The organism is Curtobacterium sp. MCPF17_002 (genome assembly GCF_003234115.2).
GTDB lineage: Bacteria > Actinomycetota > Actinomycetes > Actinomycetales > Microbacteriaceae > Curtobacterium.
Map to the genome: position 1 here is coordinate 1,565,475 of NZ_CP126251.1, position 13,772 is coordinate 1,579,246.

11 protein-coding genes are annotated in these 13,772 nt (G+C 72.5%); 5 read left to right on the top strand and 6 right to left on the bottom strand.

The genetic code is table 11. The features are described 5' to 3' along the window. Positions 1 to 11 precede the first annotated feature (11 nt). Entirely contained in the window at positions 12 to 1,004 is a 993-nt protein-coding gene (locus DEJ28_RS07360; protein ID WP_111115037.1) for an acyltransferase family protein, read from the top strand. Here the strand turns inward: DEJ28_RS07360 and DEJ28_RS07365 are convergent. From DEJ28_RS07365 to DEJ28_RS07385, 5 genes are all read right to left on the bottom strand, one after another. Next, positions 1,001 to 2,053 (bottom strand): glycosyltransferase, encoded by a 1,053-nt coding sequence (locus DEJ28_RS07365; RefSeq protein WP_111115038.1) that lies wholly within the window; start codon positions 2,051 to 2,053, stop codon positions 1,001 to 1,003. The genes DEJ28_RS07360 and DEJ28_RS07365 overlap by 4 nt on opposite strands. A gap of 22 nt (positions 2,054 to 2,075) precedes the next feature. Beyond that, complete coding sequence (locus tag DEJ28_RS07370) at positions 2,076 to 2,231, bottom strand: hypothetical protein (protein WP_181433660.1); 156 nt, start codon at positions 2,229 to 2,231, stop codon at positions 2,076 to 2,078. A 147-nt stretch (positions 2,232 to 2,378) separates the two neighbouring features. Continuing rightward, complete coding sequence (locus DEJ28_RS07375; protein WP_111115039.1) at positions 2,379 to 5,012, bottom strand: glycosyltransferase family 2 protein; 2,634 nt, start codon at positions 5,010 to 5,012, stop codon at positions 2,379 to 2,381. Continuing rightward, positions 5,012 to 6,466, bottom strand: coding sequence for a glycosyltransferase family 2 protein (locus DEJ28_RS07380; RefSeq protein WP_111115040.1), 1,455 nt, complete (start codon positions 6,464 to 6,466; stop codon positions 5,012 to 5,014). The genes DEJ28_RS07375 and DEJ28_RS07380 overlap by 1 nt, the downstream gene beginning before the upstream one ends. Then, positions 6,463 to 7,854, bottom strand: a complete 1,392-nt coding sequence (locus DEJ28_RS07385; RefSeq protein WP_111115041.1) for a rhamnosyltransferase WsaF family glycosyltransferase — start codon at positions 7,852 to 7,854, stop codon at positions 6,463 to 6,465. Before DEJ28_RS07385 ends, DEJ28_RS07380 begins: the two co-directional genes overlap by 4 nt. 53 nt (positions 7,855 to 7,907) lie before the next feature. On the opposite strand from DEJ28_RS07385, the gene hisD reads away from it, so the two are divergent. From hisD to DEJ28_RS07400, 3 genes are read left to right on the top strand one after another with little or no spacing between them, the layout of a single operon-like run. Beyond that, complete coding sequence (hisD, locus tag DEJ28_RS07390) at positions 7,908 to 9,215, top strand: histidinol dehydrogenase (protein WP_111115042.1); 1,308 nt, start codon at positions 7,908 to 7,910, stop codon at positions 9,213 to 9,215. A gap of 12 nt (positions 9,216 to 9,227) precedes the next feature. Further along, the gene (gene nrdR / locus DEJ28_RS07395; RefSeq protein WP_111115043.1) at positions 9,228 to 9,749 is read left to right on the top strand and encodes a transcriptional regulator NrdR; all 522 of its coding nucleotides are present in this window, start codon (positions 9,228 to 9,230) and stop codon (positions 9,747 to 9,749) included. After that, positions 9,746 to 10,822: a quinone-dependent dihydroorotate dehydrogenase gene (locus DEJ28_RS07400; protein ID WP_111115044.1), complete on the top strand. Its 1,077-nt coding sequence runs from the start codon at positions 9,746 to 9,748 to the stop codon at positions 10,820 to 10,822. The genes nrdR and DEJ28_RS07400 overlap by 4 nt, the downstream gene beginning before the upstream one ends. A gap of 814 nt (positions 10,823 to 11,636) precedes the next feature. On the opposite strand, the gene DEJ28_RS07405 is transcribed toward DEJ28_RS07400, so the two are convergent. Next, positions 11,637 to 12,212 carry a DUF3043 domain-containing protein gene (locus DEJ28_RS07405; protein WP_111115045.1) on the bottom strand — a complete coding sequence of 192 codons (576 nt, stop codon included), beginning with the start codon at positions 12,210 to 12,212 and terminating at the stop codon, positions 11,637 to 11,639. A gap of 53 nt (positions 12,213 to 12,265) precedes the next feature. On the opposite strand from DEJ28_RS07405, the gene DEJ28_RS07410 reads away from it, so the two are divergent. Beyond that, positions 12,266 to 13,717 carry a dipeptidase gene (locus tag DEJ28_RS07410; protein WP_111115046.1) on the top strand — a complete coding sequence of 484 codons (1,452 nt, stop codon included), beginning with the start codon at positions 12,266 to 12,268 and terminating at the stop codon, positions 13,715 to 13,717. The last annotated feature ends 55 nt before the right edge of the window (positions 13,718 to 13,772 follow it).

The following is a 13,772-nucleotide window of genomic DNA, read 5'->3' on the forward strand; positions in this document are numbered from 1 at the left end:
TACCATGAGGCATGCTCTCGACGTCGACCGTCCCGGATCAGCTCGAGACGCGCAGTCGTCGGGTGGACCGTTCAGTTGCAGTCGACCTGGTGCGCGTCATCGGTGTCGTCGCGATCGTCGCCGGTCACACCTGGGACCAGCGGCACTTCGCACAGGCGGGCCTGTACACGTGGCACGTCCCGGTGTTCTTCGTCCTCACGGGATACCTCTGGAAGGCAGGCCGCTCTACCCGAGATGAGCTGGGACGCCGTTCGCGTACGTTGCTCGTGCCGTACCTGAGCTGGCTCGTCCTCGTGACGCTGGTCTGGACCACGTTCCGCGCGCTGATGGGCGACGATCTCGACACACGGACGCTCGCGCTCCTCCCGCTCGGTGGCGACTGGATCTCGCGCCCGTACTCGGCCTTCTGGTTCGTCACCTGCCTCTTCGTCGCTGCTGTGCTCATGCGCTGGCTCGAGCGGCTGCACCCGTTCATGCCCTGGTTCGTCGCGGGCGTGGGGATCGCCTGGTGCATCGTCGACCGCTACCCGATCTCGCACATTCCGGAATCGGCTGGCACCGCGATGCCCGCCCTGGCATTCCTGTTGGCGGGCATGATGCTCCGGCGGGCTCGCGACACCATCGACCGCCCGCTCGCAGTCGGTCTAGTGCTCCTGGTACCGGCGTGGTGGCTCGGCTGGTCGGGGGCTCTCGAGACGTTGAACGTGAAAGGTGGCAACCTCGGCACGCCGTTGTTGAGTGTGCTGATGGCATGCGCGATCTCCTGCGGGATGCTGCTTGTCGCCGAGAGCCTGGAACACTTCATCCCGCGTTGGGGCCGATCGGTGATCTTCACGGTCGCTGCGTGCGCGATCCCGATGATCCTCCTGCACACGCTCTCGCTGGCCATCACTGAGCGGCTCGGCTACCCGTCGTCGAAGTGGACCTTCCTCATCGCCTACTTCGCGCCGCTCCTGGTGGCGCTGGTTCTGCGCCTGACACCAGCGAAGCGGATCCTCTTCTAGCGACGGACCTCGTCCAGCAACTCCGCGTACCGCCTCGACCGCGCGAACGGCGCCAGCCGCCGGCTGAACTCCTCCGCCGACTCGGCGCCGCCGTCGGGCCCGCGCAGCAGTGCCGCGAGCGAACTCGCAGCGTCGCTCGTGTCGAACCACCGGATCCACCGTTCGTCCCCGAACTCCGCCCGCAGGTGTGCCTCGTCGGGCAGGACGGACGGCACCCCGAACGACGCCGCCAGGTGCAGGCTGCCGGAGTTGAGCACCCGCCGGTAGGGGAACACCGCGGTGTCCGCCGCCCGGAACCACCGCTGCACGTCGACGTCGTCGACGTGCACGTGCTCGCGGACGGCTCGGAGGTCGTCGCCGAGGAGCCGATCGATCTCGACGCGGTCGTGGTCCGACGTCCGGCCGGCGAGCAACAGCACCGGCCGCGCCGCGGGCTCGAGACGCCGCACCGCTTCGACGAGGACGTCGAGTCCCTTGTACGGACGCATCTGCCCGAACGCCAGGACGGCGTGATCCGCGTCGCCGAGGCCGAACGACCCCCGGGCTTCCGCGCGCGTGATCGTGGCCGGGTACACGCCCTGGTAGCTGAAGTGGGGGATGTGCACGACGCGGTCGGGGTCGAGCTCGTAGTAGGGCGCGACGGCCGCGGTGGTGTCCACGTTCATCACGTGCACGGCGTCGGCGGTCGCCGCCAGGTACCGGTTCAGCTCGAGTTCGAGCTCGAGGTGCCGGGCGTCGTGTGGCAGGACGTTGTGGATCGTCCACACGAGGCGGGTGCCTCGTGTTCGGGCTGCGTCGACGGCCGCGCGGAAGCGGTCGAGTCGAGCACGTGCCTCGGAGAGGTCGTCGTCGGCGCGCTGCACGATCGGGGCAGTCCAGTGCATGTGGAACACGTCACCGGTGCCGAGGTGCCCGAGGTGTTGCTCGAGCTGCTCGAGACGGAGGCTCTCGAGGACGTTCCACCCTCGGGCACGAGGGGCGAGCAGCATCAGGTTCAGGTACGGGTTGTCCCGGTAGGCGGGGAACACCGCGAGGGAGCGATCGGGCACCGCCCGATCCTACGGTGCGACGTCAGTCGAGCGTGGACACGATGTACTCGGCCTCGTGCAGGACTGAACAGAACGCCAGGCCTTCGTGGTCGAGTGCATCCCGCTTCCGGATGACTGCGCCGCACACTGCGCACTTGGTCGTGAAGGTCGACCGCATTGCATCAGAGAGGAGCGACATACGAGAGATCCTGCTCCGCCAAGGTTAACGGCGAGCCGCGTTTGGCTCTGAGGACGGTGAACGTGCCCGAAGAATCGGCCTCAGAGACGACGAACGCTCGCTTCGGGCTCTACCCTGACGGAGGGCGGATACGGCCGCCCGCGGGCCTCACAGCGCCCGCACGACCCCCTCGACGCCGTCGACCGCCGGCACCACCACCGCGAAGTCCCCGTCCACCACACGCTGCCCCTCCACGGCCCACACGATGTTCCGCGCCCCTGGCTGCGGTACGAACGGCGACGCACCCGCGCTGACGACCAGCACCGTCACCTCGTCGAGCCCGCTCGACCCCCGGTACCAGGACGTCGGCATGTCGACCTGCACCACGTGCCCAGCACCTTCGAGCGCGGCGACGAGCGCGGTCACGTCCGCGACCCTGGTGCCGTCGTGCTTCACCGCGACGCGGAACCCCACGGCGCCCTCTTCCCGGACGACGACGGGCCGCGAGGACCGAACCATCACGGCGTGCCCCTTCGGCAGCCCCGGCTCGACGCCGAGGTACCGCAGGCCGGCGGCGTCGTAGCGGTCGACCGCGTCGGCTGACGGGTAGCGCCCACGCCACCGCTCGTCGAAGATGCGCCGGTTGTCGACGCGGGCGTCGTCACGGCCGGGTGTCCGGCTCTCGTGGTGCACGACGACGGACGACGGCACGACGACGAACGTCGAGCCGACCGGTGACGACCCGAGCGCGCGGAGGCACAGGTCGACGTCCTCCAGGCCGTTCGCGTACACGGGGTCGAACCCGTGCCAGCGGATGAGGTCGGCGGCCCGGAATGCGGCAGCAGCAGCCGTGATCGCGGAGAACCGAGCCGGAGCGGAGCCGGGCCCAGATCCGGAACCGGACCCAGCGGAGCCGGGCCGAGAGGAGCCGGACCCGGACCCGACGCCCCCGAAGGCCCGCTCGGCATCGTGCCGCGGGTGGTCGCCGAGGAAGTGCCAGGGCAGCACCTTGTCCCCGCCGAACACGGTGCCGGCGGCCTGCACGACACCGTCCGGGTAGACGAGGAGCGGCTGCGCGCCGAGGACGGCACGGTCGCGCAGCGCCGCGACCAGGGGCCGGAGCCAGCCGGTGGTCACCTCGGTGTCGTTGTTGAGCATGACGACGGTCCCGCCGCTGGAACGGGCGAGCCCGAGGTCGCTGCCGAGCGCGAAGTTCCGGTTCCGGTCCTCGCGCTGCAGCAGCACGCGCGGCTCGTCACGGAACCAGGCGCCGAGGATCGCGGAGACGGAGCGCGGCGACCCGTTGTCGACGAGGACGACCTCGACGCGGTCGCCGTCGTGGTCCGCGGCGCCGAGCACGGCGTCCACGGCACGGCGGGTCATCGTCCAGTCGCGGTAGACGGGCACGACGACCGACACGAGCGCCGCGTCGCGGGTCGGCGCGGCGGCCGCCAGGGCGTCCCAGTCGATGCGGTGCCGGGCGAGGGCGACCTCTTGCCACGAGGCCGGCTGGGCCGACGACACCCGTCGCGGGTCGCGCACGTTGTCGTAGTCGACGCCGATGACCGGCACGTACGCGGGCACCCCGAACCGCTCCCCGATGCGGAGCAGCCACTCCCAGTCGATCCAGCGGCGGAGGGTCTCGTCGAACGGACCGACGCCGGCGGCGACGTCCCGCCGGACGACGAGCGCGTTGAGGTCGATGAAGTTGCCGGCGAGCAGGTCCTCGAGCGAGCCGTCCTCGCCGCGGTACGTCTCCACCGGCGCGGTGGAGTCGTCCGCGTTGTTCGCGCCGATCATCCGGACGCCGGTGTGCACGCCGGCGCCGTCGGTCTCGAGCAGCGCCGCGAGGGCGGCGGACAGGTGTTCGGGCCGCCAGGTGTTGTCGGCGTCGAGGAACGCGACGAAGTCACCCCGGACCGCCGTGAGCCCGGTGTTCCGGGCGGCGCCCGCACCACCGTTCTCCCGCTCGATCAGGCGGATGCGCGGCTCGTCGGCGGCGATGCGCCGCACGACGTCGACGGTGTCGTCGCCGGATCCGTCATCGACGACGACGAGCTCCCAGTTCGCGTGCTGCTGCGCGCGCACCGACGCGATCGCGGCACCGACCACGTCGGCGCGCCGGTACACCGGCATCACGACGGAGACGAGCGGCTGTTCGGTGTCGCGGCGCGCGGCTCCGCGCGGGTACCGGGCGAGCGCCTCGGCCGTCTCCGGGCCGTCCCACGCGGCCCGGTAGCGACGCCGGGTCCGGTGCTGCGCGTCGGCGAAGGCGCGAGCCGTCAGCAGGGCCGCCGCACGCGCGGCGCCCCACGTGGGTGCGTGCCCACGACGGCCTGGAGGCGCGGGGAGCGCGGTCGCGTCCGTCGCGTTCCGCAGGAAGTGACGGAGCGCATCGAGCGTGGACGCCGGACGGTCGGCCGCCGGCAACGAGGCCGCGTACACGCCGGCGTCGAAGAGCGGGCCGGTCTGGAAGAGCTCGGGCCCTTCCTGGTGGAGTGCGTCGTACCAGGACATCGCTGGCACGGGCTGGTGCTCGCGCATCCACTCGTGCTCCACGAGCGGGCTGAGCGACAGGCCACGCTGCCCGTCGTTGTGCACGTAGAAGGCGATCGCCTCGTCGTCCGTGTCGAACGTCCGGCCGGTCTGGGCCTCGAGGTACGCGCGGTCGAGCACACCGAACTCGGCGATGCGCCGGGCCCAGCGGTCGAGGCGGTCGGTGACGGTCAGCGGCTTCTCGTTGCCACGGAACGGGCGGGCGAGCCGGCGTGCGACCCGACCGATGCCCCCACGGTCGGCCATCAGCGGCGCCCCGGCAGACGCGAGGCGACCTTGGCGATGGCCTGACCGGTGCGGAACGACCGGCTGGCGCGCAGGTCGTCGAGCTCGCGGCGCAGGCGGGTGACCTCGTCGGCGGCGTTCGCGGAGGCGACCTCGGCCGCGGTGAGGTCGAGCGGGAGGACCGCGGCCCACCGTGCCTCGAGCGCCTGCGCCCGGTCCTCGAGCGGAGCCGCCAGCGAGGCGTCGATGCGCGCACGTGCTGAGGCGAGCGTGCCGGGGGCGACGACCTCGGCGAATCGGTCCACGATGCCCGCGACGGTGTCGGCACCGGTCCGGTGCGTCCGCGACGACCACGGGACCGACGGGGGAGCGGAGCGGACGACCACGAGCTGCAGCGCCCGTCGGTTCGCCGTGACGACCTCGGCGGGCGTCGGGTCCACGAGCACAGCGACCGTGACGAGGTCGTCCGGGTTCGGGGTGTCGGAGGCGACCGTCCACCGGGCCGGGGCCGTCGTGCCGGCGGGGAGCCGCGCCTCCAGGCCGAACCCGTCCCCGAAGGCCGCGTCGATCTCGCGGACCAGCGCGTCTGCGTCCTGGGCGTGCCGCAGGTCGACGGCGAGCCGCGGTGCCGGACCGGCGGGGACCAGCGCGTCGGCGAAGCGTTCCGTCGCCGTCGTGCCGTGCCGCTGGTACGCGGCCACGGCGTCGGGGAGGAACGGGTAGCGGCGCTCCAGCTCGCGCTGGTGCGCGGCGCGCAGGGCGTTCCGGTTGCCGGAGAAGCTCTTGCCGCCGGCGTGCAGGACCAGCGCGCGGTTCGCGATCTTCGCGAGCCAGCCGTGCCTGGCGATGCGGAGGCAGTAGTCGTTCTCCTCGCCGTAGCCGGGCGCGAACGCGTCGTCGAACAGGCCGTGCTCGGTGATGAGCTCGCGGCGGGTGAGGAAGCAGAAGCCCATCGCGACCGGCAGGACCTGCGAGACGGGCAGGAGCGGTGCGATCGCACCCCAGACCGCGCGCGTGCGGGCCTCGGTGCGGGCGGCACCCCGGTTCGTCAGGCGGTACGGGATGCTCGCGATCGTGGCGTTGTCGCTGCGGGCCGTCACGACGCCGGTGCGCTCCTCGTCGAGGACCTCGAGCATGGCGTCGAGGAACCCCGCGGTCGGCACGGCGTCGCTGTTGAGGAGCAGGACGGCCTCGGCGTCGTCGCTGCCCGTGCCACGGTCGAGCTCGGTCACCGCGCGGTTGCACGTGCCGACGAAGCCGAGGTTGTGGTCGTTGCGCTCGTACCGGAAGCCGGGACGGTCGCCGATGCGGTCGAGCAGCGCGCGCTCGATCGTGTCGGCCTCCGGGCCGCAGTCGTTCACGAAGAGTGCCCGGTGCCGGTCGGTGTCGAGGTGCTCGAGGAGCCCGTCGGCGCAGCGCAGCAGGGACTCGAGGTCGCCGTACACCGGCACGACGACGAGGGTGGAGCGGGTCATCGGGTGGACTCCTCTGTCTGACCGGTGTCGGTGCTGGTGCTCGCGCTGGCTTCGAGCGCCGTGGCGACCGCGTCGATGGCGGTGTCGAGCGGTCCGCCGAGCGCACCGTCGGCGAGCGGGACGTAGCCGGTCGGCCCCTGGGCGGCGGCCTGCCGGACGGCGTCGGCGACGGCCAGCCCGAGCGAGCGGGCGTCTGCCGGGACCGCCGCGAGGTTCGGGTGCAGGTGCCCCCGGGTGTCGCGGAACTCGTTCGTCACCACGCGGGCGCCGGAGATCGCGCCGTCGAACGGCGGGTGGCTCGGGTGCGGGCTGTGCTGCAGCGACAGCACGACGTTCGTCGACGTGATGAACCGGAAGTAGTCGTCCCACGGCATCGTGCCGTGGCTCACGAGCTTGACGTCGCCCCGGCCGCCGTCGAGCTCGACGTCGCCGTGCTGCTCGCCGGCAGAGTGGAACTCGACCCGGATGCCGTCCGCCGCGAGCTCCTGCACCGCCACGCGGAGGGCTGCGACGCCGAGCCGGAACAGGTTCCGGTGCTTGCTCGGCCGGCCGTAGAAGAGGACCCGCACGCTCGTCTCGTGGGTCCGGGCGCCGGCGACGCGTTCGAGCAGCTCGAGGTCGAGGTGCGGCGCGAAGGTCCGCTCCGTGGGCACGTCGAGCCCTTCGACGTCGGACAGGTACTTCCGGAGCGGCTCCGAGTTCACGAGCATCCGGAAGCCGGCGCGGTAGGTGGAGGCGGCGACGGCGTACTCCGTCGACCACGGGCTGAAGCCGGGCTCGTAGTCCTGCACGAGGTACACGACCCGGTCGCGGGGGATCACGCCGGCGGTGACGGCGACGTCGATCGGGTGCGCGGTCTTCCAGTGCGTGGCGATCCACACGTCGTCGCGGCCGAACTCGGTGCCGAGCACGTCCTCGCGCCGGACGACCCGGACACCGGGGCGACCATTCACACGGGACTCCGGGAAGCGGTCGGCGACGAGGGCCTCGGCGGCCGCGGCGCTGTTGCCCGGCGTCGTCCAGCGCACCATCACGACGCGCACCCGGCGGCCGAGCCGTTCGCCGAGTGCCAGCGCGACGGCGAGGGCGGTCTGCACCCCGGCGAACGCGGCACCCTCGCGGAGCTCGTCGACGACCAGCACCACTTCGGGCGCACGGTCGACGGTCCGGATGCCGGCGATCGCCAGGCTCGTCTCGACCAGCCCCTCGAAGGGCCGTGCGGTCAGCGGTGCCCGGTCGCGCTCACGCCGGGCGACCCCGACGTCGACGCGCGACACCGTCCGCCCGAGTCGTTCGCGGACGTCGTTCCGGTAGTGGCCGTCGCGCGCGTACCGCTCGTTCACGCGCACCAGGTCGCCCACGAGGCGCCGTGCCTTCTCGAAGTTCATCGACACTCACGTTACTGGGCCGCGCGCGTCCGGTCGGTAGGCTTGGCGCCCTGATGATGCAGCGAATCGACCTCCGTGGCGGCCTGCCCGCCCGCGCCGAACTCCTCCGACTCATGCCGCGCGCCGCGGGCGACGTCTCGCACGCCGTCGACGCAGCACGCGAGCTGGTGGAGGCGGTCCGGCAGCACGGGGCGGACGCGCTGCACGAGCAGGCCGAACGGTTCGACGGCGGAGCCCCCGCGCACGTCCGGGTCCCCGCCGCCGAGATCGCCGCAGCGGTCGCCGGTCTGACGCCGGCGCTCCGCGAGGCCCTCGACGAAGCCATCCGCCGCGTCCGGGCAGCGAGCGCCGCCCAGGTGCCCGCCGGGTCCGTGACGACCCTGGCCGACGGTGCCGAGGTGCACCAGCGCTGGCAGCCGATGCGCCGCGTCGGGCTCTACGTCCCCGGTGGCAAGGCCGTCTACCCCTCCAGCGTCGTCATGAACGTCGTCCCCGCCCAGGTCGCCGGCGTCCGGTCGATCGCCCTCGTGTCGCCGCCGCAGCGCGATCACGGGGGAGCGGTGCACCCGACGATCCTCGCCGCCGCCGGACTCCTCGGCATCGACGAGGTCTACGCGATCGGCGGCGCCGGCGCGATCGGCGCGCTCGCGTACGGCGTGCCGTCGATCGGCCTCGAACCCGTCGACCTCGTCACCGGGCCGGGCAACAACTACGTCGCGGCCGCGAAGCGCCTCGTGCGCGGGGTCGTCGGCATCGACGCCGAGGCCGGTGCCACCGAGATCCTCGTGATCGCCGACGACACGGCGGACCCCGGGTACGTGGCCGCCGACCTCATCAGCCAGGCCGAACACGACGAGCAGGCCGGCAGTGTGCTCGTGACGACGTCGGCGGCGTTCGCCGATGCGGTGGAAGCCGCCATCCCGTCACGGGTGGCGTCCCTGGGGACGGCTGCGCGCCTCCAGACCGCCCTGGACGGACCGCAGTCCGCCGTCGTCCTGGTGGACTCGCTCGCCGACGCCGCGACCGTCAGCAACGCGTACGGGCCGGAGCACCTCGAGATCCAGACCGCCGACGACGACGCCGTGCTCGCCGACATCGACGCCGCCGGCGCGGTGTTCGTCGGACCGAGCACCCCCGTCAGCCTCGGCGACTACCTCGCCGGGTCGAACCACGTCCTGCCGACCGGCGGGCAGGCGCGCTTCGGCTCAGGACTGTCCGCGTCGACGTTCCTCCGCCCGCAGCAGGTGATCCGCTACACCGCGGACGCCCTCGCCGAGGTCGGATCGCACATCGTCGCCCTCGCCACCGAGGAACAGCTCCCCGCGCACGGCGCCGCCGTGACGGAACGCACGAACCGATAGCCTGGGGACCCCATGTTCTGCCCCTTCTGCCGCCACCCGGACTCCCGCGTCGTCGACTCCCGGACGAGCGACGACGGAACCTCCATCCGTCGCCGTCGCCAGTGCCCCAACTGCGGGCGCCGCTTCTCGACCACCGAGACCGCCTCGCTCAACGTGGTGAAGCGCAACGGGGTGACCGAGGCGTTCAGCCGCGACAAGATCGTGTCCGGCGTGCGCAAGGCGTGCCAGGGTCGACCGGTGACCGACGGGGACCTCGCCGTCCTCGCGCAGCGCGTCGAGGAGACCGTGCGTGCGTCGGGCTCCAGCCAGATCGACGCGAACGACATCGGACTCGCGATCCTCGAGCCCCTCCGTGAGCTCGACGAGGTCGCCTACCTCCGGTTCGCCAGCGTCTACCAGGCGTTCGACTCGCTCGACGACTTCGAGGACGCCATCACCCAGCTCCGGATCGACCACCATGGGGTCGGCCACGGTGCGGGTGCCGGTCCGGCCGGTGCCGCGGGCGCCTCGGCGTCCGCCGGTGCGGGCGCATGAGCGGCATCGCCGAACGACTCGTCCGCGGCGGCTACGCCGTCGTCTTCCGCTCCGTGTTCGCCAACATGGACCCCGAGCGCGCCCACCACATCGCGTTCGCCGTCATCAAGGTCCTGCCGCACGTGCCGATCGTGCGCGGGTTGGTCGAGCGGTACTCGCGGCCGTCCGCCCTCGACGGCGTGACCACGATGGGCATCCACTTCCCGTCCCGGTTCGGCCTCGCCGCCGGGTTCGACAAGGACGCCCGCGGGATCGCCGGCCTCGGCGTCCTCGGCTTCGGCCACGTCGAGGTCGGCACCATCACCGCGAAGGCGCAGCCCGGCAACGAGCGACCCCGCCTCTTCCGGCTCATCCCGGACCGCGCTCTCATCAACCGGATGGGCTTCAACAACCACGGAGCCGCCGCCGCCGCCCGGAAGCTCGAACGCGCCAGGAGGAACCCCGGCCGCCCCGTCATCGGCGTGAACATCGGCAAGAGCCGCGTGGTCGACGTCGCCGACGCCATCGACGACTACCTCGAGTCCACCCGCCGGCTCGCACCCTTCGCCGACTACCTCGCGGTCAACGTCAGCTCGCCGAACACGCCCGGGCTCCGCGGACTGCAGGAGCTCGACCAGCTCCGCCCGCTGCTGACCGCCGTGCGTGATGCCGCCGGCCGTGCGCCCGTGCTCGTGAAGATCGCGCCCGACCTCGACGACGAACAGATCGACGCCATCGCCGGACTCGCCGTGGAGCTCGGACTCGACGGCGTCATCGCGAACAACACCACGATCTCGCGCGCGGGGCTGACGGTGCCGGAGGCCGACGTGTCGGCGATGGGCGCCGGTGGACTCTCCGGCGCGCCGCTCGCCGCGCGCTCACTCGAGGTGCTCCGTCGCGTCCGGGCCGCTGTCCCCGCGGACTTCTGCGTCATCGCGGTCGGGGGAGTCACGAGCGAGCAGGACGTGCAGGACCGGATCGACGCCGGTGCCACGCTCGTGCAGGGGTACACGGCGTTCCTCTACGAGGGGCCGACCTGGGCGACGCGCATCAACCGGCTGCGGCGGCGGCGGTTGCGGCGCGCCGCGCGCTAGCGCCGCGCGCTCGCGCCGCGCGGTTGCGCGGTCGCGCGGTGCCGAGATCGCACTTCGTGCCGGGTGGCGGTTGACGAGATCGCACTTTCGCGGGTCTGGGGTGCCGCGGAGCGGCACCTTGTGCGATCTCGTGAGCGGGTGGGGTCGCCCCCGGCGCGTGGTGACCGGCGACGGAGTGGAGGCGCGTGGCGGCCTCGCACCGTGCCTCCCGGCCGTCGGTGGGTCGCGCCGCGGTCGCCGAGATCGCACTTGGTGCCGGGTGGCGGTTGCCGAGATCGCACTTTCGGGGGTCTGGGGTGCCGCGGAGCGGCACATTGTGCGATCTCGTGAGCGGGTGGGGTCGCCGGCGGCGCGTGGTGACCGGTGACGGACTGGAGGCGCGTGGCGGCCTCGCACCGTGCCTCCCGGCCGTCCTGGTCGCGCGGCGGTCGCGCGGTCGCCGAGATCGCACTTCGTGCCGGGTGGCGGTTGCCGAGATCGCACTTTCGTGGGTCTGGGGTGCCGCGGAGCGGCACATTGTGCGATCTCGTGAGCCGGTGGGGTCGCCCCCGGCGCGTGGTGACCGGCGACGGACTGGAGGTGCGTGGCGGCCTCGCACCGTGCCTCCCGGCCGTCGGTGGGTCGCGCCGCGGTTGCCGAGATCGCACTTCGTGCCGCCCACGCAGGCAAAAAGCGGCACATTGTGCGATCTCACGCCCGCCGGCCCGCCGGCCCGCCGGCACCCGCCCGCGCGCCCGCCCGCGCCGGCCCCGGCCACGCGCCTCCGGACGCGACGAAGCGCCGCCCGGCAAGCCGGACGGCGCTTCGGAGTGGGTCAGCGGGTCGGGTACTGACCGCGCTTGACCTGCGGCTTCGGCAGGCGCAGGAAGCGCAGCTGCCAGGCGCGCGTGAGGATGTAGAAGAACGTACCGCGCTGCATCGAGCCGAACTTGGCGGTGAGCTTCTTGCGGAACGACAGCCAGAGCACGATGCAGTCGAGCACGAAGAGGGCCACGAACGCCCAGACGAGCAGGAGCGCGTACGAGGCGATGACGGTCTGCGAGGCGGCGAACCCGACGATCAGGAACAGCACCAGCACCGGCATCATGATCTCGCCGACGTTCCAGCGGGCGTCGATCCAGTCGCGGACGAACTTGCGCTGCTCGCCCTTGTCCTTCGCGGGGAGGTAGCGCTCCTCGCCGTTGGCCATGCCCACGCGGGCCTTCTCGCGCTCGTTCGTGAGGCGCGAGCGGGCGGCCTTCTTGTCCTCGGCCGAGCCACCGACGATCGGACGGCGGTTGGCGGCCTCTCGCTCCCGACGGGTCGGCGTCGGACGGCCCTTGCCCTGCTCGAGGAGTTCTTCCTCGGTGGGGTTCACGGTCGTGTTGGTCTTGGGGGCTGCCTTCGCCACGGTGCGTTCCTAACGGCGGTGTGCGTGCTGGATCGTCCTCTAGATTACCGGGCATGACCGACACCGAACAGCACAGCCCCGAGACCGACCCCGCGCTCCTCGACGCCCTGCGCGAACACGTGCAGGGTGCACTGCCCACGACGATCGCCGATCTGTCCGCGCTGGTGCGGCTGCCGTCGGTGTCCTGGTCGGCCTTCGACCCGGCGAACGTGCGTGCCAGCGCCGAGGCCGTGGCGGACCTCGCGCGCTCGACCGGCGTGTTCGGCGCCGACGACGTGCGGATCGTGCGGTCCGCGATCGAGGGCGCGACCGCCGACGTCAGCGACGCGGACGCGGCCACGCAGCTCGGCCAGCCGGCGGTGCTCGCCGTCCGACCGGCCCGCAACGGCAAGCCGACCGTGATGCTGTACGCCCACCACGACGTCCAGCCGCAGGGCGACGACGCGCTGTGGGAGACGCCGCCGTTCGAGCCGACGCTCCGCGGTGACCGGCTGTACGGCCGCGGTGCCTCGGACGACAAGGCCGGCGTGATGACGCACATCGCCTCGCTCCGGGCGGTCCACGCGCAGTTCGGCGACGACCTCGACCTCGGCATCGTGCTGTTCGTCGAGGGCGAGGAGGAGTTCGGCTCCCGGTCGTTCCGCACCTTCCTGCGCGAGCAGAAGGAACACCTCGCGGCGGACGTCATCGTGGTGGCCGACAGTGACAATTGGTCCGCCGAGGTGCCGTCGATCACGGTGTCCCTCCGCGGCAACGTGACCTTCAAGCTCACCCTGACGACCCTCGAGCACGCGAGCCACAGCGGGATGTTCGGGGGAGCGGCCCCCGACGCGATGATCCCGATGGTGAAGCTGCTGTCGTCGCTGCACGACGACCGTGGCTCCGTCGCGGTCGAGGGACTGACCTCGTACGAGGCCGACGTCCCGGACCGCACCGACGCCGAGCTGGCGAAGGACGCAGCACTGCTCGAGGGCGTGCAGCCGGTCGGCACCGGCCCCGTGCTGTCCCGGATGTGGTTCCAGCCGTCCATCACCGTGACGGGCATGGACGTGCCGAGTGTCGCGAACGCGTCGAACACGCTCCTGCCGACGGTGTCCGCGCGCGTCTCCGTCCGGGTCGCCCCCGGGCAGCCCGCGACCGAGGCCGCCGCTGCGGTCGAGCGTCACCTCCGCGCCCACGTGCCGTTCGGCGCGCGGCTCGAGATCTCCGAGCCCGACGCCGGCGACGGGTTCCTCGTCGACACCGCCGGTTGGGCCGTGCAGGAGGCCCGCACCGCGATGCGCGAGGGCTGGGGCAACGAAGCCGTCGAGCAGGGCATCGGCGGGTCGATCCCGTTCGTCTCCGACCTGGCCGCCGAGTTCCCCGAGGCGCAGATCCTCGTGACCGGCGTCGAGGACCCGGACACCCGCGCGCACAGCCCGAACGAGTCCCAGCACCTCGGTGTCCTGCACCGCGCGATCGCATCCGAGGCGATCCTGCTGGCGCGTCTCGCGACTCGCGGCTGACGGTGCTTACAATCGACGCAGGCGCGGTGAACCACACCGCCCGGAGGGAGACGCG